General features: G+C 38.3%; 18 protein-coding genes. 9 read left to right on the top strand and 9 right to left on the bottom strand.

What is annotated here, in order from left to right; genetic code table 11:
* Positions 1-48: 48 nt before the first annotated feature.
* Both bshA and R2S57_RS26455 read left to right on the top strand, forming a co-directional pair.
* On the top strand, positions 49-1191 hold the full coding sequence (bshA, locus tag R2S57_RS26460) for an N-acetyl-alpha-D-glucosaminyl L-malate synthase BshA (RefSeq protein ID WP_316847926.1): 1143 nt from the start codon (positions 49-51) through the stop codon (positions 1189-1191).
* Between the two features lie 257 nt (positions 1192-1448).
* On the top strand, positions 1449-1895 hold the full coding sequence (locus tag R2S57_RS26455) for a KTSC domain-containing protein (RefSeq protein ID WP_029279950.1): 447 nt from the start codon (positions 1449-1451) through the stop codon (positions 1893-1895).
* 55 nt (positions 1896-1950) lie between these two features.
* Here R2S57_RS26455 and R2S57_RS26450 read toward each other — a convergent pair whose 3' ends face one another.
* The 5 genes from R2S57_RS26450 to R2S57_RS26430 all read right to left on the bottom strand — a co-directional run bounded on the left by R2S57_RS26450 (position 1951) and on the right by R2S57_RS26430 (position 7061).
* On the bottom strand, positions 1951-2139 hold the full coding sequence (locus R2S57_RS26450) for a hypothetical protein (protein WP_316847925.1): 189 nt from the start codon (positions 2137-2139) through the stop codon (positions 1951-1953).
* A gap of 754 nt (positions 2140-2893) precedes the next feature.
* Positions 2894-3613, bottom strand: a complete 720-nt coding sequence (locus R2S57_RS26445; protein WP_316847924.1) for a phytanoyl-CoA dioxygenase family protein — start codon at positions 3611-3613, stop codon at positions 2894-2896.
* A 4-nt stretch (positions 3614-3617) separates the two neighbouring features.
* On the bottom strand, positions 3618-4112 hold the full coding sequence (locus tag R2S57_RS26440; RefSeq protein WP_316847923.1) for an SRPBCC domain-containing protein: 495 nt from the start codon (positions 4110-4112) through the stop codon (positions 3618-3620).
* Positions 4113-4129: 17 nt separating this feature from the next.
* On the bottom strand, positions 4130-5239 hold the full coding sequence (locus tag R2S57_RS26435) for a lactonase family protein (RefSeq protein ID WP_316847922.1): 1110 nt from the start codon (positions 5237-5239) through the stop codon (positions 4130-4132).
* Positions 5240-5471: 232 nt separating this feature from the next.
* Positions 5472-7061: a pseudouridine synthase gene (locus R2S57_RS26430; RefSeq protein WP_316847921.1), complete on the bottom strand. Its 1590-nt coding sequence runs from the start codon at positions 7059-7061 to the stop codon at positions 5472-5474.
* 263 nt (positions 7062-7324) lie between these two features.
* Here R2S57_RS26430 and R2S57_RS26425 point away from each other — a divergent pair, with 263 nt between their 5' ends.
* Positions 7325-8107, top strand: coding sequence for a lytic transglycosylase domain-containing protein (locus tag R2S57_RS26425; protein ID WP_316847920.1), 783 nt, complete (start codon positions 7325-7327; stop codon positions 8105-8107).
* Positions 8108-8578: 471 nt separating this feature from the next.
* The gene (locus tag R2S57_RS26420; RefSeq protein ID WP_316847919.1) at positions 8579-9622 is read left to right on the top strand and encodes a ferredoxin--NADP reductase; all 1044 of its coding nucleotides are present in this window, start codon (positions 8579-8581) and stop codon (positions 9620-9622) included.
* Between the two features lie 120 nt (positions 9623-9742).
* On the opposite strand, the gene R2S57_RS26415 is transcribed toward R2S57_RS26420, so the two are convergent.
* Positions 9743-10111, bottom strand: coding sequence for a hypothetical protein (locus R2S57_RS26415; RefSeq protein ID WP_316847918.1), 369 nt, complete (start codon positions 10109-10111; stop codon positions 9743-9745).
* Between the two features lie 458 nt (positions 10112-10569).
* On the opposite strand from R2S57_RS26415, the gene uvrA reads away from it, so the two are divergent.
* The 5 genes from uvrA (at position 10570) to R2S57_RS26390 (ending at position 18632) form a co-directional block, all read left to right on the top strand.
* On the top strand, positions 10570-13485 hold the full coding sequence (gene uvrA, locus R2S57_RS26410; protein WP_316847917.1) for an excinuclease ABC subunit UvrA: 2916 nt from the start codon (positions 10570-10572) through the stop codon (positions 13483-13485).
* A gap of 136 nt (positions 13486-13621) precedes the next feature.
* Entirely contained in the window at positions 13622-14389 is a 768-nt protein-coding gene (locus tag R2S57_RS26405; protein ID WP_316847916.1) for a TatD family hydrolase, read from the top strand.
* Positions 14390-14692: 303 nt separating this feature from the next.
* The gene (locus R2S57_RS26400) at positions 14693-15712 is read left to right on the top strand and encodes a type I asparaginase (RefSeq protein ID WP_316847915.1); all 1020 of its coding nucleotides are present in this window, start codon (positions 14693-14695) and stop codon (positions 15710-15712) included.
* A gap of 456 nt (positions 15713-16168) precedes the next feature.
* Positions 16169-17581 carry an MBL fold metallo-hydrolase gene (locus tag R2S57_RS26395; RefSeq protein WP_316847914.1) on the top strand — a complete coding sequence of 471 codons (1413 nt, stop codon included), beginning with the start codon at positions 16169-16171 and terminating at the stop codon, positions 17579-17581.
* An 85-nt stretch (positions 17582-17666) separates the two neighbouring features.
* On the top strand, positions 17667-18632 hold the full coding sequence (locus tag R2S57_RS26390; RefSeq protein WP_316847913.1) for a YpdA family putative bacillithiol disulfide reductase: 966 nt from the start codon (positions 17667-17669) through the stop codon (positions 18630-18632).
* Between the two features lie 347 nt (positions 18633-18979).
* On the opposite strand, the gene R2S57_RS26385 is transcribed toward R2S57_RS26390, so the two are convergent.
* The 3 genes from R2S57_RS26385 to R2S57_RS26375 all read right to left on the bottom strand — a co-directional run bounded on the left by R2S57_RS26385 (position 18980) and on the right by R2S57_RS26375 (position 20822).
* Positions 18980-19426: a hypothetical protein gene (locus R2S57_RS26385; RefSeq protein WP_316847912.1), complete on the bottom strand. Its 447-nt coding sequence runs from the start codon at positions 19424-19426 to the stop codon at positions 18980-18982.
* Positions 19427-19498: 72 nt separating this feature from the next.
* Entirely contained in the window at positions 19499-20317 is an 819-nt protein-coding gene (locus tag R2S57_RS26380) for an alpha/beta hydrolase (protein WP_316847911.1), read from the bottom strand.
* A 4-nt stretch (positions 20318-20321) separates the two neighbouring features.
* Entirely contained in the window at positions 20322-20822 is a 501-nt protein-coding gene (locus R2S57_RS26375; RefSeq protein WP_316847910.1) for a hypothetical protein, read from the bottom strand.
* Positions 20823-20849 lie beyond the last annotated feature (27 nt).

Here is a 20849-nt window from a genome sequence, read left to right as displayed (position 1 = left end):
TTATAGATTAAAATCGGGTACATTTGCGGTAACAACAATACATTTACAATGAAGATAGGAATTGTTTGCTACCCCACTTTTGGCGGTAGTGGAGTAGTTGCAACAGAGCTTGGTAAGGCACTTGCTAACGAGGGTCATCAGGTTCACTTTATTACATATAGTCAGCCGGCAAGGCTCGATTTCTTTTCTGCCAACCTGTTTTATCATGAGGTTTCGGTAAGGGATTATCCACTATTCGATTATGCACCTTACGAGTCGGCACTGGCCAGCAAACTGGTAGATGTTGTCCGTTTCGAGCAACTGGATGTATTACACGTTCATTATGCCATTCCACATGCTTCTGCGGCTTTTATGGCGAAGCAGATTTTAGCCAGTTATGGCATTCATATTCCTGTAGTAACTACTTTGCACGGTACCGATATTACTTTGGTGGGGAAAGATCCAACATACAAACCGGTGGTTACTTTTTCAATCAACCAGAGTGATGGTGTAACTACGGTTTCAGAAGATTTAAAAGAAGATACCTATAACCACTTCGAGATTACGAAAGAAATTAAGGTAATCCCGAATTTTATCGATTTTACACGATTCAGTTTACAGGCGAAAGACCATTTTAAAAAGGCAATTGCCCCGAACAACGAGCGGATTCTGATCCATACCAGTAATTTCAGGAAGGTAAAACGTACAGCAGATGTAATCCGGATTTTCGAAAAGGTGCAGGCGGTAATCCCATCAAAACTGTTAATGGTAGGCGATGGACCAGAGCGTGCTTATGATGAGCAACTTTGCAGATCATTAAATATTTGCGAAAATGTAAGGTTTTTGGGCAAGCAAGATGCGGTAGAAGAAATTTTATCGGTTTCAGATCTTTTTCTGATGCCTTCAGAATCTGAAAGTTTCGGTTTGGCGGCGTTAGAAGCAATGGCCTGTAAAGTGCCTGCGATTACCACAAATGCTGGTGGTTTGCCAGAGCTTAATGTAGATGGATTTTGCGGTTACATGAGCAATGTAGGCGATGTAGATGCCATGGCAGCACACGCGATCGAAATATTAAAGGATGACGAAACACTCAACCGTTTTAAAGAAAATGCATTTAAAAGGGCTCAGGATTTTGACCTGAAAAAAATCCTTCCTATATACATCGACTATTATAAAGAAGTAATTGAGAAATCTTTACAGGTTAAATATTAGTAGTCAGAAAGATATTTATTGAATTTGTTTAAAAGTTTTGCTGCGCTTGCATGGCAAAACTTTTTTATTTATGTGGGTTTCATCGTAATTATAGACTTCTAAATTCCCCAATTAATCATTCACATCGGGAATATTAGAGAAAAGTAAACTTTCTCAAAATCAAATGATTATAAATCGTATCTTTGCGGCTTGAAACGGTTTGATGAGTAGGAATTTCAAAAAACGTTTCGGCAAAAATAAAAAAGAGGTTAGTCCCAATGAAGAAAATAGTTGATTACAGAAAGCTTTTGAGCGTAGATAAAAATGCTGAGTTAAAAGAGCTTAAATCGGTGTACCGCACATTGATGAAAGATTGTCACCCTGATAAATTTCAGCAGGAAGAAGAGAAATTGGATGCAGAAGCAAGAAGTAAAGAAATTATCGAAGCTTACCATTTCCTGGTAAGTATTGCGCCTGAAACACGCGAACAAAATATCGAAACCTATACGCAAACGACCACATTGTCGAATATTCAGGATTTTGAGTACAAACAACAGGTTTTAAACATCCAGTTTTTTGATGGAAGTGCTTACGAATACTTCGATGTGCCAAAAGCAATTTATGTGAAATTGGTGAACGCCGATTCTCCGGGCCGTTTCGCCCGCAGACATATTTTCAATGAATTTCCATACCGTAATGTAGCAAGAGTTGCAGAACCAGCATAATAACGGTTAATTAAAATATTTAGAATGGTCCCGATGAAAATCGGGACCATTTTTTTTATTCCTTAATATCAAATAAAGATAGTTTTTCCACCTCCTCCGTTTCCGGTAGCGCTATTTTTATCTCCATATGATTTTCTCTTTTATTAGATGGAGGAATCGGAACGCCTCCTCCGAGACCAACGGAGGCCAAAAGGATCAGCAATACCAATCCCGTTAGTCTCATTGTTTTTTTGAAACTTTTCATGTTGTAAAGAATGCCGATTTGCTGTTGGAATTAACACGCAAATCTCTAGTAAAATAATAATGGAATAGCCCTAATTAAAAGGCATAGACTAAAAGCCAGAATAGTTAAGGCAATCTATTTCGGTGGGATATTGAACGGTTGCTTCTTGAACGAAAAAGCGTGTCGTAGTTGATATCGATATGGATATTTGGATGATTTTTGTTAATTTGGCCTTTACCAACTGATTAAAAGCAAAAGCTTGCAGGCTATATTTTTTAAACGAAATAGCCGCATTTCTTAAGGTCTTTCGAAATCGGGTTGGAGCGGTAAAACTCCTTCGCCATTCATAAACCCATTCAGTTTGAAAAACTGGACTTGTTTTTAGCGCAATTGAATTGTTGTAGGTGTATGAAAAGGTAAACAAACTCAGAAAGAGGGCGAATATTACCGTCCACTTTAAAAGGCTTTTTTCTAAGTATGTTGATTTGCAGTTCATTTGCTTTTTTAAAGATAGTATTATTCCATTTAATTCTTTATACAGAACCTGTTTTAGTATCTATCATGCTATAAACCTGAGTTAAACAACCATCTGTAGATTTTAATAGAAAAGTCGTCATCCGATAGCTATCGTGTGCGAGGAGGTACTACGAAGCAATCTTTGCATTAGACATTCTGTTCAGGAGATTGCTTCAGCCAATGAAAAATCGGCTTCGCAATGACGATCTCAAGCAGATTTAATTAAGGACGTATTGATTACAGATGAATTTTCTGTTTATCATTCAAACTCAAGATATTCTGACCATTGCAATTCCTTCGGTAGTAGTTGCTTGCTAAATTCAAGATGGATCACTCTTCTTTTTTGATTATTGGTTGTTCTACTTGAACTATGCAGCAACAATGGTTTCATGATCATGAGGCCGCCCCTTGCTACATTGCAGCTTACTTCTTTTTCTATATTCCAGTCGATAGTTTCGGGGCGGTAAATGCCTTTGCTGTGCGAATTCGAAACTATTTTTAATGCGCCATTCTCTTCATTCGTGTCGTCGAGGTGAATGCGAATGGTGAAATTGCTCTCAAGGATTTCAAGTGGTGGTTGAACCGCAAACTGATTGAGTTTTTTCGTGTAAGGTCCAAACCCATCTATTTCAACTTTCTGGTCAACTGAAATCGTTAAATCCTGGTGATAGCAAACGAACCAGTTTGAAGTTTCGGGTTTGTCGAAATAGATTGATTTGACAAGGAAATAATCCTCGCCAAAAAGTGCTTTTATAACATCTTTTAGCTTGTTCTTAAAGATAAGCTCAATCGTATCCGGAACTTCTTTTAAAAATTGGCGTATCGCAAAAAGATCATCTGATTTTCTAAAAGTTTCTTTATTGGGCTCTGTTTTGGAGATTGTGGCTAAGATATCTTCAATCTCCTGATTGGTATATACATTTTCAATAATAGAAAAGCCCAGTTCCTGAATTTCTCTGTCTCTAACAGCTAAATCCATCACCTCAATTATTCAGCATGGGTTTAAAACGATTGTCTTTATTCCTTAAATCCAGGCCGCCTTCGTAAACCGATTTTAAATTTAAAAGATAAAAACTCCAACCATTGTGGCAGCCCAAACGGATGTTTCTCCTAGAATTATCATCGAGCGGAATATTCTTTTGCGTCAATTCTACTACAGTATATTCAAATTCTTCCCTGAGTTTTATTTCTACCAAACAATCGCCGGCAAAAGTAAACTGGAAATCGTCTTTGCCGTTCGCTTCGGTTATGGTTCCATTTTCAATATCATCATACAGATACCAGATCCACTTGTACCGATCGCCCTTAAGCGCATTTTGTATTTTGCTCAGCAACACATTGTTTTCATCAGAAAATTCTGCATCACTTAAAAACCATTTCTCAATCTCACTTGCTTTTGTCCAGGCGTTGTAGATATCTTCAAGCTTTGCTTTAACAGCTATCCTGATCGTGAATTTTGTCCAATCGAAGTTTTCCATTGGGTTGATTTTAGAGATTAATTAAATACTAAACAAACAGGAGCGCCAACATCAATTCTTTTGCCACTATCGGTTAATTTGCCAGTTGTTTTATTGCGGTTGAAAATAACAATGTTGTTGGTGTATTGATGTCCGATCAATAAAAATTTTCCGCTTGGATCAATGCTAAAGTTTCTCGGTCCTTTACCCAATGTACTTACTGTTTCGATGAATTTTAAATTTCCAGTAGGTAAGATTGAGAAAGCCGAAATGCTATTGGCATCGCCACGGTTGGTTTCGTAAAGGAATTTTCCATCTGCCGAAACGTGAATATCTGCCCCGTCAACTTTTCCGGCAAAATCTTTAGCCGTCGTGCCAATTTCCTGAACTTTTGTTAAGCTTCCACTTGAATAGGCAAAAGCGGTTATGCTGCCATTAAATTCGTGAGCCAAATAAGCAAACTTCCCATTTGGACTAAAAGTAATGTGCCTTGGGCCAGTACCGGCATTGGTTTTAAGTACTGATTTAGCTGTTAAGGTTTTTTCTTTTCCGGCAGGGTTGTAATTATAGATATAAGTTTGATCTTCACCCAGGTCGTTTACGATTAAATATTTATGGTCGGGTGTAAATTTAACCATATGCACATGCGCACTCTCTTGCCGGCCTTTTGGATCGATGCTTTTTCCAGTGTGTTTGATTACCTGCGAAGCTTCATTTAAAGTGCCATCTGCTTTGCGTGGAAATACGGCTAAACTACCGCCACTATAATTGGCCACGATCACATTTTTGGCATCAACAGTAATAAAGCAAGGATCGGCGCCATGACTATCAACCTTATTTAAAAAAGTTAAATTACCCGTTTTGGCATTGTATTTAAAAGCGCTAACGGTACTGGAGGTTCCGGTTTCATTAACGGCATATATGAATTTTTGATCAGGCGAAACAGCTAAATAACTCGGGTTGGCGGTGTTTTTTGTAATGCTTTTTAATTTTGTAGCTACTGTTGCAGTGTTAAAATTATAGGTGTAAATCCCTTCGCTTTTTCCCGGTGCGGTATAGGTGCCAACAATAAGATTATAATTGCTTTTTTGCGCAAAAGTTAACGTGGACAATATTGTAAGTATGAACAATGAACTGAATTTTTTCATGTAAAAACGATATAGGTTTAAACAAATATGGGGAATTAAAATGTAATAAGACAGGGAAGGGAAATACATTTTATCGTCTTCGTTTGAAACGAGGATGTAGCGAGGTACGCATTTGCAATGCGCATTAGGTGACGATGCAATCGTCATGCTCAATCATCCTCGTTGCAAACGAGGACGATAATTCTATAGAACTAAAGCAACAAAAAAGGCAACCATTGGTTGCCTTTATATATTATTTAATTAAATGTTTAATCTGGATCAATTCATGATCTTCAAGATAACGCCACCTGCCACGCGGTAAATCTTTCTTCGTTAAATTACCATAAACTACACGGTCTAATTTTTCTACATTGTAGCCCAGATGTTCGAAAATACGACGAACAATCCTGTTCTTACCACTGTGGATCTGAATACCAACTTCTTTTTTGGTTCCTCCTGCAACATAAGAAATGTTATCAGGTTTAATCAATCCATCTTCCAGCTCTAAACCAAAAGCAATTTTGTTTAAATCGCCTTGTGATAAAGCTTTATCCAGCTCAATGTTATAAATTTTAGTGATACCGTTTTTAGGATGTGATAATTTATCCGCTAAATCACCATCGTTTGTCATTAATAATAAACCTGTGGTATTGCGGTCTAAACGGCCAACTGGGTAAATACGCTCGCGACTGGCCTTGTCAACCAGTTGCATTACCGTACGGCGCTCTTGTGGATCATCAGTAGTGGTGATGTAATCTTTTGGTTTGTTCAATAAAACGTAAACTTTTTTCTCGCGTTTTAATAGTTCGCCATTATAGCGTACCAAATCTTTCGCTGGATCTACCTTATGCCCCAGTTCGGTAATGGCTTCTCCGTTTACGGTAATAATGCCGGCAGCAATGAGCTCATCCGCTTTGCGGCGGGAGCAGATACCTGCATTTGAAATATATCTGTTTAGGCGGATTAAGCCTTTATCTTCATTTGTTTTACGGCCCTGGGCGATTACAGTACGTTCCGGACGGTTAAATTCTGTATCTCTTGGCTGTGCATCTTCGCGTTTTCTAAACGGACGGCTGTCGCCCTCCCTTGGCTCTCTGGGCTTTACATCTCTTGAGCTTCCAGCACTTGGCTTGAAATCATCTGATTTGCCTCTAGATTTAAAATCTTTGTAACCACCTTCTCTAGGTTTGAAATCCCTTGATCCACCATCTTTCGATTTGAAATCACGCTCACCTGTTCTTGGTTTGTAATCTCTCGATCCGCCTTCTCTAGGTTTGAAGTCGCGGTCGCCAGTTCTCGGTTTAAAATCTCTCGAATCTCCATCCTTAGATTTGAAATCGCGGTCTCCTGTTCTTGGCTTATAATCTCTTGCACCACCTTCTCTTGGTTTAAAATCCCTGTCTCCTGTTCTTGGTTTGAAATCCCTTGATCCGCCCTCTCTCGATTTGAAATCACGATCTCCTGTTCTTGGTTTATAATCTCTTGATCCGCCTTCTCTTGATTTGAAGCCACGATCTTCTGATTTTGCGTTGCTATCTTTTGATTTAAATTCGCGGTCTCCAAATTTGAATCCCTTTGATTCTCCGTCTTTCGATTTAAAATCGCGGTCTCCCGTTCTTGGTCTGAAGTCTTTTTTGTCTCCGAAAGATTTTGATTTGAAATCTTTACCGTCTGAGCTTCTAGGTTTGAAGCTGTCTTTTGAATCGGATGATTTTTTGAATTTGCTGTCTTTGTCGTCTGATCTTCTTCTGTCAGACCCGGCCGAACTGCTTCTGCCTTCTGTTTTCCGACTGCCTGGTTTGGACTTGTCATCCCGACTGTTCCTGTTGTTTTTATTTATCATGATACGCTTTTAACCACATTAAAAATGCGGGTTGCAAATTTATGAAAAAATGATGAACATAACAATTTTAAGAGCGGAAAAATTAGCTAAAAAAATAGCCTCTAAAATAGGAAAAATCGTCTGAATTTCAAAATTTAAAATCCACGTTTATAGCGCTTTAGGGGGCGATTTTCAGGCTTGATTCTGTAACTATTTGATAATGTGCTTATTATTTTTTACCTTTGCCAACGTTTTTATATAAGTTCACCAAAAAAAGGAGGAAAATGTTAAAGAAACACATCGTACCATTTGCGGTAGTGGCAACACTATTTATCTTGGCAAAAGTGTTCGCTTACCAAATGCCCTTAGCACAAAAAAGTCTTTTAAAAGAAGAAAAATTAAACACTACAATACCCAAATCTGATAGCCTGAAAGTCGAAAAAGAGGAAAATCCTCTATCTTTAATGGCACAGTTAAATTTTGCAGAAGAAACCTTGCCTTTAGGCGATAAAAAGGTAGAACGCAAAATGAAAAAAATCCTTGCAGCACACACTTACGGAAACACACAAACCAACCGCCTGCATGCAAAAGCAGCAAAATGGTTCCCTGTAATTGAGCCTATTCTTGCTGCGTACAAGATCCCCAACGATTTTAAGTATTTGGCACTGGTCGAATCTGGAATGGCTGAAGGGGTTTCTCCAAAAGGTGCAGCCGGAATCTGGCAGTTTATGCCTGGCACAGCCCGTACCTATGGATTAAGAGTAAACGGAAATGTTGATGAACGCTATAATCTGCGTAAATCTACGATTGCTGCCTGCAAATACATTAAGGAAATGTATAGGGGTTTAGAAAGCTGGACATTAGTAGCTGCGGCTTACAATGTTGGCGACGGACGCTTACGCAAGCAGATCGATAATCAAAATCAAGACAATTACTACAAAATGAAGCTAAACCGCGAAACCGGTGGCTATGTTTATAAAGTGATTTCTATGAAACAGATTATGGAACATCCGAAACGTTACGGTTACGAAAAACCGAGAGTATTATTGGCTTATAACGCCGAGTAATATAATAATTAAGATAAAGACAAGCATTTGGTAAGGCGTCCCGGTTTTAAATCGGGACGCTTTTTTTTTGAAAATGATTACACAGATTGAGGGATTACACCGATATGTTTTTGCGAATTTCTTTTTTAGAGGCCACAGATAAGCACCGAACTTTTCCTGCGTACGGGTAAACTAATGAACCAATAGAAAATGAACCAGTGAACTTTTTAGCCACGGAGCCACGCATTAACACGGAATAATTTATATATCATGCAAACCAATGAACAAATGGCTAGTGGACTATTGAGCTTTCTGTTCACAGAAAATCTTCGTCCGGTCCGTCATCCTGATCCGATAGCTATCGGATCAGGATGACGATTGAATGTGGATAGCGAATTACTGACTAAAAGTAGTGATCGATTAACCGACAAATGATCATTGAATTTACGCCAAACGCTTTTCGCTTTACGCTCAAAACCCTTTCTTTGCATTATGTTCAAGCTGCGCATCAATAAAATAATTAACCAACCGGGAGATAATATTACCTTTCAATTTGAAGAAGTAGATCATGATTATCCAAAGTATCTGGCTGGTCAGTTTCTATCGTTGGTTTTTCAGGGAAAACATAAGGAAGTAAGAAGGTCGTATTCATTTAGCAGTTCGCCTGATGTGGATGAGCCTTTGGCCATTACTGTGAAAAGGGTGGAAAATGGAGAGATTTCAAGATTTCTTCATCATAAAACCTCGGTAAACGATGTGCTGTTCGCGCAGGAGCCGCAGGGATTGTTCAGTTATCTGCCTGACGAAAACCTGGAACGTGATCTTTTCCTTTTCGCGGCAGGGGTGGGCATTACGCCATTGTTTTCGATTTTAAAAACCGCTTTGGTGCGTGAAAAAAAATCGTTAATTACATTAGTATATAGTAACAGGTCAAAAGAAGATACTTTGTTTTACGATGAGCTGAGCGAATGGCGGGAAAAATATCCCGATAGATTAAAAATTATATGGGTTTTTAGCAACAGCAAAAATTTAATGACCGCCAGGCTAAATAAATTTTACATCGAAAAATTACTTAAAGAACATTTACATTTCGAGCGTGATGAGGCACTTTTTTATAGCTGCGGACCGGTAATTTACATGGATTTATGCCGCATTACCTTGTTGGGTATGGGTTTCGATATCAAACAGATTAAAAGAGAAACCTTCGTATTGCCCGAAGATGAGGTGGATGAAGACGATAGCTCTGAAAAAGTAGTCGATAAAAATACCTATTCGGTGATTTTAAATTTTCAAGGGGAATCGTACAACCTCGAAGTGCCCTGGCCAAAACGGATTTTAGATGTAGCACTCGAAAATAAAATCAAGCTTCCTTATAGTTGTCGCGGGGGCGTGTGTAGTACCTGCGTGGCCAATTGTACCAAAGGTAGCGTACGGATGGATTACAATGAAGTACTTACCGATGATGAAATTGAAAAGGGCAGGGTTTTGGTTTGTACCGGGCATCCGACAGAAAATGGGACGACGATTGAGTGGTGAGTTAGTTCATTCGTTCACTGGTCATTTGTTCACTAGTTTATTGGTCAGTGGAGAGCTCATTGTTGCATCGTCATCTCGGGCAGAGCGCAACGAGCCGAGAGATTTTTTAAATGTGCTTAATTATGGTAGCAACCAGAACCGCCATCCGTTCCAATATTGGCTGTAATAGAAGTCAAAACTTTCATAAGGAACTGCTTGATTTAATCCTTTTGATATTAAATAATTATTAAAAGTTTCCTGCTGATCGAATGTCTGAATTGCATCTGACTTCAGATCGTAAACAAAATATTTTTGATAAAGGGCTATATTGTATTTATTTAATTTGCCGTAAACATGGTCGTCAGTAATGACAAATTCATCTAGATATATGGTGCCATTGTTATTTGGCTTGATATACGACAGGAGATCAGTTTGACCGATTTCTCTGTGATGATCAATTGGAATCCTTGTGCTATCTCCAAGCCCATGATCTCCATAATAGGAAAACATGAAAAAAAATAATCCGAAAAAGATAGCTACCCAGCTAGATAACAAGGTTAACGCTTTTTCTTTCTTGAAAAAATAGAATAAGCTGCCCGGTTTTGGTTTTACCAGGTACGTGATAGTGAAAAATATTACTGAAGCATAGATTGTGCTTTGTATTAAGATCTTAAATAATTCAAAAAGGAAATGTATCAATGGCATTTTCTGTAATTGAGGGCGCTAGAAAAAAATAAATGACAAACTTCAAAAGTTCTCTAAAAATACAAAACCATCACCCATTCCGCAACGTTTATGTTGTGTGATAAATGATAGAGTCTTATTTCAAATACACCTTTTGTATTATGACAATTAATCCTTAATACAGATTGCATTAGACTTTCTTTTTGATAAAATTTTTAGCATTTTTGCGGATTGAAATTCAGTCTTTTTAAAGGCTCAATTTTGCCCCCAACTTTAAATAAAATATGAGCAATAAATCTATCGACCTCGGTGAGCAAAAAGATGTAGAAGTATATGGTGCGAGGGTACATAATTTAAAGAATATAGACGTCAGTTTTCCGCGCAACCAGCTTGTTGTGATCACGGGTTTAAGTGGTAGCGGTAAATCTTCATTGGCTTTTGATACCATTTATGCCGAAGGACAACGCCGTTATATGGAAACTTTTAGCGCATACAGCCGCCAGTTTATGGGGGGGATGGAGCGCCCTGATGTAGATAAAGTTTCAGGTTTGAGTCCGGTTATTGCCATTGAGCAAAAAACAACAAGTAAAAACCCACGCTCTACCGTAGGTACCATTACCGAGATTTACGATTTTATGCGTTTGCTTTATGCACGTGTTGCCGATGCCTATTCGTACAATACTGGTGAGAAGATGGAACGCATGAGCGAAGACCAGATTCTGCAGAATATCTTCAACAAATTTGATGGGGCGGCGGTAAATATCCTTGCACCGGTTGTTAAAGGTAGAAAAGGGCATTACCGCGAGCTTTTTGAGCAGATCCGTAAACAGGGTTACGTAAAGGTTCGTGTGGACGGAGAAATAAAGGATATTTCTGCAAAAATGCAGGTAGACCGTTATAAAATCCACGATATTGAAGTGGTAATCGATCGCTTGATTATTGATGTGAAAGATAAAAAACGTTTGCTCGATTCGTTGCAGATTGCGATGAAGATGGGTAAGGGGGTAATTAAAATCAGTGATAAAGATAATAACGTTGCGCATTTTAGTAAATTTTTAATGTGCCCAACAACGGGTATTTCTTACGATGAACCTCAACCGAACAGTTTTTCGTTCAACTCGCCCTACGGCGCCTGTGAGCGTTGCGATGGTTTAGGCTATATTTTCGTGGTGGATAAAGAATCGGTAATTCCGAATCCAAAGCTGAGCATTCTAAACGGTGGATTAGCACCACTAGGAGAATACCGCGATATCTGGATGTTCCAGGTACTAAAAGCGCTAGCCAAAAAATATAGTTTCTCACTTTCTACCCCAATCGAAAAGTTAAGCGATGAGGTAGTCAACATCATTTTAAATGGCACTCACGATCTGATCAAGGTTGAGGTAGAATACAATAAATGGAACGTTCAGAATTATAATATCACTTTTGATGGTATTATTAAAATGCTCGAAGAGCAGAATGAAAAGAGAAGTGAGTCTGCATCTGATGATATGGACGAATTCAGGAAACTGAAAACCTGTCCGGAGTGTCATGGTGCCCGTTTGAAAAAAGAAAGCCTGCATTTTAAAGTTGATGGTAAAAACATTTTCGAACTGTCGTCAATGGATATTCTCAACCTGAATACCTGGTTCGAAAAGGTAGATGAACGCTTGAGCGACCGTCAGAATATTATTGCAAAAGAGATTTTAAAAGAAATTAAAGCCAGGATCGGTTTCTTAACTGATGTAGGTTTAACCTACTTAACCTTAGATCGCACAGCCCGTACACTTTCGGGTGGTGAGGCACAGCGTATCCGTTTGGCTACCCAGATCGGTTCACAGTTGATGAATGTAATGTACATCCTTGATGAGCCCAGTATCGGTTTACACCAGCGTGATAACGAACGTTTGATCAATGCACTTAAAAATCTTCGTGATCTTGGAAATACCGTTTTGGTGGTAGAACATGATAAGGATATGATTTTGGAAGCCGACTGGGTGATAGATGTTGGCCCGGGTGCAGGTATCCATGGCGGTACAGTAGTTGCCGAAGGAACTGCCGCACAGATTCTGAAATCGAATACCTTAACCGCCGATTACCTGAACGGTAAAAAGAAAATCGAAACGCCAAAAGTCCGCAGAAAAGGTAATGGGCATAAGTTGTCTATTGTTAAAGCAACCGGACATAATTTAAAAGAGGTGTCGGTAGATTTTCCTTTGGGTAAATTTATTGCCGTAACCGGGGTTTCGGGAAGTGGTAAATCGAGTTTGATTACCGAAACTTTATATCCGATTTTAAACCATCATTTCTTCAGGGCTAAAAAAACACCTTTGCCTTACGAGAAAATTAATGGATTGAAGGAAATTGATAAGGTGATTGAAATTGATCAGGCACCTATTGGCAGAACACCACGTTCAAATCCTTCTACCTATACCGGAGTTTTCTCTGATATCAGGAATCTGTTTGTTCAGCTACCCGAAGCAAAAATCCGCGGTTACAAACCTGGCCGTTTCTCTTTTAACGTAAAAGGTGGCCGTTGCGAAACTTGTCAGGGTGCAGGATTAAAAGTGATTGAGATGAATTTCTTGCCCGATGTGCAGGTGCCTTGCGAGGAGTGTGGTGGAAAAAGATACAATAGAGAAACTTTAGAAGTGCGTTTCCGTGGTAAATCGATCAGTGATGTATTGGATATGAGTATCGAAGATGCCTGTAATTTCTTCGAAAATATTCCGATCATCTACAGGAAAATCAAAACCCTGAAAGATGTTGGTTTAGGATATATCACTTTAGGGCAATCATCTGTTACCTTATCAGGAGGAGAAGCGCAACGTGTTAAACTGGCTACTGAACTTTCTAAAAAAGACACCGGAAAAACTTTCTATATTTTAGATGAGCCCACAACAGGACTACACTTTGAAGATATTAATGTGCTTTTAGGTGTGTTACAAGAGTTGGTTGATAAAGGAAATACCATTTTGGTCATCGAACACAACCTGGATGTAGTTAAAGTAGCTGATTGGGTGATCGATCTTGGTGAAGAGGGTGGTGCAGGCGGCGGACGGATTTTATTCGAAGGTACACCAGAAGGTTTGATTCAGAACCCGATCAGTTTAACCGGAAAGTTTTTGAAAAAGGAAATGGAATGGAGTCCACAGTCCGAAGTCGGAAGTCCGGAGTCTGGAGTTAAAGTGCCGAAAAAAAGCAAAGCTGGAAAGAAATAGAATTCTTTACACAAGTATCAAGATTTGAATATCTAGTATCAAGAGCCGGCAAATCAATCTTGATACCTGATACTTATTACTTGATACTCAATACCTATAACTCGATTCTCAATACTTGATACTATAAAAAAAGAGCATGATCTTCACCGATACCCATACCCATTTATATTACGAGCAAGATGCCGAAAAACAGGCGCAATTAATGGAACGCTGTTTTGAAAGCGATGTTAACCGTTTGTTTTTGCCAAATGTGGATGTAAAATCAATTGCGATGATTGATGATCTGGTAGCGAAATATCCGGCAAATTGTTTTGCTATGGCCGGTTTGCACCCATGCGATGTGAAAGAGGATTATCTTGCGCAATTAGACGAGATATACAACAGCATCACAGGACGTGAAATTTATGCCATTGGTGAGATCGGGATCGATTTGTATTGGGATAAAACAACATTGGCTATTCAGCAAGATGCCTTCCGAAAACAGATTGGCTGGGCAAAAGATTTAGGTTTGCCGATCGTGATCCATTGCCGTGAAGCCTTTGATGAAGTTTTTGAATTGTTGGAAAGTGAACGTGATGAAAAATTGCGTGGTATTTTTCACTGTTTTACCGGCAACGTTGCCCAGGCTAAACAGGCTATCGACCTAAATTTCTATCTAGGTATTGGTGGCGTGGTGACCTATAAAAAGGCTGGTTTGGATCTGGTATTATCTGAAATTCCTTTGGCTAACGTCGTTTTAGAAACAGATTCTCCTTATTTAGCGCCAGTTCCTTTTCGTGGTAAACCCAATGAGAGCAGTTATCTCGTTTATATCGCTCAAAAACTTGCTGAGATTTATGGCATTCCTATTGAAGAGATTGCTGATACAACTACTGAGAATTCGAAGAAGGTATTTGGAGTTTAGGATTAAGTCCGGAATCCTCAGTTTGAAGTCTTTAGTCAATCCAGCGATTCCGTCATTTCCACTGAAGCTTTGCATAATGGAGAAATCTGTTGTGATATCTCTCTCTTGTCAGTTGGTGCCGCACCGACCGAAAAATGAATGTCTTTATAATTCCGTTGTAAATTTAACAGAATATTATCTTTAATTTTATTAAATTAATAATTTAAAAGCCTAATTATCTTATTTTATTGCTAATTTGAAAATATCACTCCATCATTTGTAAATTTTTAGTTTCTTTGCGGTGAGCAACCTTCACCAAACCAAATGACCAAAATACTTATAATTTATACCGGTGGTACCATCGGTATGGTTAACGATCCTACAAATGGGATGTTAGTTCCCTTTGATTTCGAGCAGATAAAAGAAAACGTTCCTGAGTTAAGCCGTTTAGATTATCATTTAGATGTACATTCCTTCAATCCGGTATTGGATTCATCAAATATGGATCCTGAAATCTGGAAAACTTTAGCTGAACTTGTTTATCATAAATATGATCAGTACGATGGTTTTGTAATCCTCCACGGATCGGATACCATGGCTTTTACGGCATCGGCACTGAGCTTTATGCTAGAAAATCTGGATAAACCAGTTGTTTTAACCGGATCGCAATTGCCTATTGGCGAAATCAGAACGGATGCCAAAGAGAATTTAATTACTGCTTTAGAAATTGCAGCCACCAAAGAGGATGGCAAAGCATTGTTCCCGGAAGTTTGTATATATTTTGATGCACAATTATTCAGAGGTAACCGGTCTATAAAATACAACAGCGAGAAGTTTGAGGCGTTCCGCTCACCAAACTACCCTATCCTCGCCGAAGCAGGAGTCCACTTACAATTCCACAGAAATTATATTCTTAAAGCCACTGAAGGAGAACTAAAATTGCATACCAATTTTAATTCGAATATCGGCGTGCTAAAATTATATCCGGGTATCACCCCACAGGCGGTGCAGGCGATAACAGATTCTAAGGTAGACGCCATTATCTTAGAAACGTTTGGCTCTGGCAATACCACAACTGCACAATGGTTTTTAGATAGTTTACGTCAGGCTATTTTGAACGGAAAAATTATTATCGATATTTCTCAATGTAAAAAAGGTTCCGTACAGTTAGGCCTTTACGAAACCAGCAGAGAATTGCTGAAAATGGGCGTTTTAAGTGGTTACGATTTAACTTTTGAGGCTACTGTTACCAAACTCATGTTTGTAATGGGCCTGGGCATATCGATAGAAGAAAGCAGAAGGTTAATGGAAGAATCGCTGCGGGGAGAGTTAACTAAGGATTAATCGCTAGTAGGTCAATCGCTGGTCGGGATTTGTAATCCCGTCCATAAAAATCTATTAAACTAATAAGGTCGAGATTACAAATCTCGGCCAACAAAAACCGAAAACCGTAATTACCAACTAGAAACTGATTTGGGCGTTACCCAAGCTACGCAAGGGTCGGGCTTTTCAGAGCTGCGCTTCGCTCCGGTACCGATAAAGGATCGGCACTGAACCCTTACAATCCCTAACGCAAAACCCACCTTTTCAAAACCTTGCGGGTTTCCGAAACTGCAAGGTTTGTATACAGATAAGTAAAACTTCTGCAATTATGACCAACTTCGTTTCGGTTATAAGTATTTAGCCCTATTTTTGCTAAGAAGGGTAGAGGGTGTAAAATAACGTCTTGATACTTGATACTCATATCTTGATACTCACGTCTTGATACTTGAATACTCAACAACCCGATACTGATTAAAAATGAAAATAGAACAGATATATACAGGATGCCTGGCCGAAGCCGCTTATTACATCGAAAGTAATGGTGAAGCCGCAATTATTGATCCGCTAAGAGAAGTGGGAACTTATTTAAAGAAAGCAGAAAAAGCAGGGGCAACCATTAAGTATATTTTCGAAACACATTTTCATGCCGATTTTGTTTCCGGACACGTTGATTTGGCAGAGAAATCTGGTGCCGAAATTATTTATGGACCGACTGCCAAAACTGAATTCAAATCGCACATGGCAAAAGATGGCGAGCAGTTTAAAATCGGCAATGTAACCATTACAGCTTTACATACCCCCGGACATACTTTAGAATCGACTACTTATTTATTAACCGATGAAAACGGGAAAGATCATTGTATTTTTAGCGGTGATACCTTGTTTATTGGTGATGTTGGTCGTCCGGATTTAGCACAGAAAGGTCATTTAACAATGGAAGATTTAGCCGGAATGCTTTACGATTCATTGAATGAGAAAATAAAACCTTTGGCTGATGATATCATTGTTTATCCCGCTCACGGTGCAGGTTCGGCCTGTGGCAAAAGTATGAGCAAAGAAACTTTCGATACTTTAGGGCATCAGAAAGAAGTGAACTATGCTTTAAAGGCCCAAACCAAAGAACAGTTTATAGCCGAAGTAACGGATGGCATTATGCCACCACCACAATACTTTGCTAAAAATGCAGCGATTAATAAAGGTGGCGTAGAAAGTATTGATGAGGTTTATGAAAAAGGATTGAATGCCTTAACGCCTCAGCAATTTGAAGATACGGCAAACCAAGCTGGCGCAATTATGCTCGATACCCGCGATCCGCAGGTTTTTGCCAAAGCTTTTATTCCTAATTCGATCAATATTGGCCTTAACGGACAATTTGCGCCCTGGGTTGGTGCTTTGATTACCGATTTGCAACAGCCTATTTTATTAATTACCGATGAAGGGAAAGAAGAAGAAACCATTACACGATTAACCCGGGTAGGATACGATAGTACCATTGGTTATTTAGAGGGCGGTTTCGAAAGATGGACAGATGCCGGTAAGGAAATCGATACGATTGAATCGATCTCTGCAGAGGCATTTGAAACTGCCAGTATTAATGGAGAAATTACAGCGCTTGATGTACGTAAACCAGGTGAATATGAATCAGAACATTTGGAGTTTACGCTAAGCAGACCTCTGGATTTTATTAACGATTGGACGGGGGAGATCAATCCAAAATCGACTTATTATATTCACTGCGCAGGCGGTTACCGCTCGATGATTGCAGCATCTATTTTGAAATCGCGTGGGGTAGAAAATGTAATAGATGTGGCTGGAGGTTATGGTGCAATTAAAAATACCGGTTTAAAAAGAACCGATTTTGCTTGCCCAAGTAAAGCAATGAAAGTTTAATTAAGAGCAAATGTCACATTGAGCTTGTCGAAATGCATTAAAGGTTCTTCGACAGGCTCAGAATGACAACATAAGATATAAGCATTTGGCAAATCAGAATCATTACGACGTATTCATTATAGGTGCCGGCCCGATAGGGATGGCCTGTGCAATTGAAGCCCAAAAAGCGAACTTAAGCTATGTGATTGTAGAAAAGGGTGCTTTGGTGAACAGTTTGTTCAACTATCCGGTATTTATGACCTTCTTTTCTACTTCTCAAAAATTAGAAATTGGGGCTGTGCCATTTGTAACCATTAGTCCGAAGCCTAACCGTAACGAAGCTGTTGAGTATTATCGCCGTGTGGCTGAAAAGTTTGATTTAAATATCCATCTTTTCGAAAGCGTAAAACAAGTGAATAAAAATGAGGATGGTGTTTTCGGAATTAAAACCTCAAAAACTGATTATACAGCCAAAAATGTAATTGTGGCTACAGGTTTTTATGATGTGCCATTATTGATGAATTTGCCGGGAGAGGATTTGCCAAAAGTGACCCATTATTATAAAGACCCGCATTTATATGCCTTTCAGAATGTGGTAGTGGTTGGTGCGAATAACTCAGGTGTTGATGCCGCTTTAGAAACATATCGAAAAGGTGCAAACGTAACCATGGTAGTACGAAGCGGCGATCTTGGTCCACATGTGAAATATTGGGTCCGCCCTGATATTCAGAACAGGATTAAAGAAGGAGAAGTTAAAGCACTGTTCAATTCTGAACTTGTTGAAATAAGGGAAGGCGAAGTGGATATTAAAACACCAGAGGGGATCAAAACCATTCCGAACGATTTTGTAATTGCCATGACGGGCTATCAGCCAGATTTTGGCATGCTCAGGAAATTCGGCATCGAATTACCAGATACCCTTTGCCCGGTTTATAATGAAGACACCATGGAAACCAATGTGAAAGGTTTATACTTAGCCGGTGTGGTTTGTGGTGGATTAGATACACATAAGCTTTTTATCGAAAACTCCAGGGTGCACGCCGAAATCATTGTAAAGAATATTCTGAGCTAAATTACTTACGAAGTTTTGCCTGGGCTAGTACATGGATAATTTCGTAAGTCTCTACCCAAGTTAAAACTGGCTAAGTCTTCTTTACACCGAAGTTTCAGTATTCATCTGTGTAATTTTGGAGTTCTTGTTTGTCACCAGAGTAAGATTCCATTAATTTTTGAACGCTTGAGAATATTTTCTTTGCTGGTTCTTCGTGATCATGGATCAATCTGAATACATTGCCCCGTTTGTTAACCGCAATATAATTTCCATTTTCCATATCTAAAATGGTATAATAATATTTATTGTCCAGCTCGATTTCTATAGTATCTTCAATTTCTAAAAAGTTTCTTTGCTCTTCACTAACATTAGAAAGAATTTTTTTTTAGTTTTATTTCGTCCGTGTTTTTTAAGATAAAATCTTTTTTCTGTAAATTGGTCATCCTGATTTCTGATAAATCATATTCACTTCTTATTGTTGTATTAAAAGGAAGGACAATATTTTGAATGAGATTGTTAGAAATAGTTAAACGAATTGGGACAAAGATTTCTGTTTGCCTATTAAACAGTTCAACTCCTGTTAAAAAGAAATGTTCTTTGTGTTTTGCCCTATTTTGTTCATAGTATAAATTATCTGTTGTTTGATGTGAAATATATATTGTTTTATCAACAAGCTGTCTAGCTATGCTGAATGTCCAATGTAGATAATTCTCTGCCATGTTAGGAAAATCATTGGCCAATAACAGAACAATATTTTCTTCGAGTTTTTGTATGTCTTTTTTTAGTCTGCGAGCATTAAAAAAGCTAAATATCATTTTTAAATTTATGTGTATTAAAATCCCGAAGTCTTCTTCACTCCTGGTTTTTAGATTGCTAAAATTATTGAATTAATTCTTGTTGTTGAACACAATTTCTAGTCCTTTATATGCGCTGTTGTGTAGAATGGTAAGGTGAGTTTCCTGCACAAGCGGAATAAATGTTGTTTTTAACTTTTTATTCATTTGAATAAGATCAGCCAGTTTCTTTGCATCATCTTTCATTTGTTTACCTTCCTCTCCAACGGAAATATAAATTTTAGTGTCAGGTTTAATGTTCGTGATGGCCTTGGTCGCATCTGTTAAAAGCGACTCATTGTTCCACCACAAACTTGGGCTGATAATGATATAATTATTGAATAACTCAGGTTTCTTTAATAAAATTTCGGCAGCCAATAAACCACCCAGCGACTGGCCAATGATCGTTTTTGAGGAGTTTGCTTTATATTTTTCCGCTATAAAAGGCTGTAATTCTTTTTCTATAAAAGCAATAAATTTTTCCGATTTGCCAGTAGTCGGATAATCAATCAAATCTTTTTTAACGGTTGTTGGGAAGGTAAAATCGCGTTTTCTGTCGATGTTGGCAATGCCTACAACTATTGCTTTTGGCATTTTTTCGATCATGGTTAAAAATTGAACCAAACCCGCGATATGGATAAAATCTTCGTTTGCCGAGCCATCAAGCAAATAGATTACGGGATATGTGTTTGTTGAATCTCGAGAATAACCTTCGGGTAGGTAAATATTTAATGTACGCGTTTCATTTAATTCTATAGAATGAATCTGTTCGGTTTTTCCTAAAACAAAAGGCTTTGAATCGTTTTGTGTCTGTGCAAAAGATGCTGAGCTTAAAAAAAACAAGTAACCAGCTATTAAAAAGTAAAGTTTCATGAAATTATTTTTTTGATTTCGCCCATTTATAGGTTACAGATAATAGCATTGTTACCACGATGATCTGAAGTACAAGAACGGCTTTTGATACGATGGTTAAAATAATAAAGTTTTGTTTGAATTGATCTATTTCGGGTTGTACAGATAAAGGAGGGTAAACTGTCCAACCATTAACGTTATGATATGGATTAAAGAAAGGCAAAAGCTGTACTGCCAGCGATGCGAGCAGGATTAAAATAAAACTTAAAAGGAAAATAAATGAACGTTGAATTTTTCTGCAGAATTCATATTTATACTCTTTAAAATAATAAACGAAAAAGGAAATAATGATAAAAAAGGATATTAATAAGTGCTGTTTTTTAATCACGAAGTAGGTGTCGTGAAGATTCACATCAATTGAATCAATAAAAAGAGTTTTTCCAAATATGCAGAGGCCGGTAATTACGCTAATTGCAATGCAACCTAAGAGCCATAAAATTTCTTGTAGTAATGGTTTGGTTTTCATAATGAGAGAGATTTAGATTAGTATCAT

The organism is Pedobacter psychrodurus, from assembly GCF_032678585.1.
GTDB classification, from domain to species: domain Bacteria; phylum Bacteroidota; class Bacteroidia; order Sphingobacteriales; family Sphingobacteriaceae; genus Pedobacter; species Pedobacter psychrodurus_A.
Note: the sequence above shows the minus strand (reverse complement) of the source record. Positions and strands in the feature narration are given on the sequence as shown.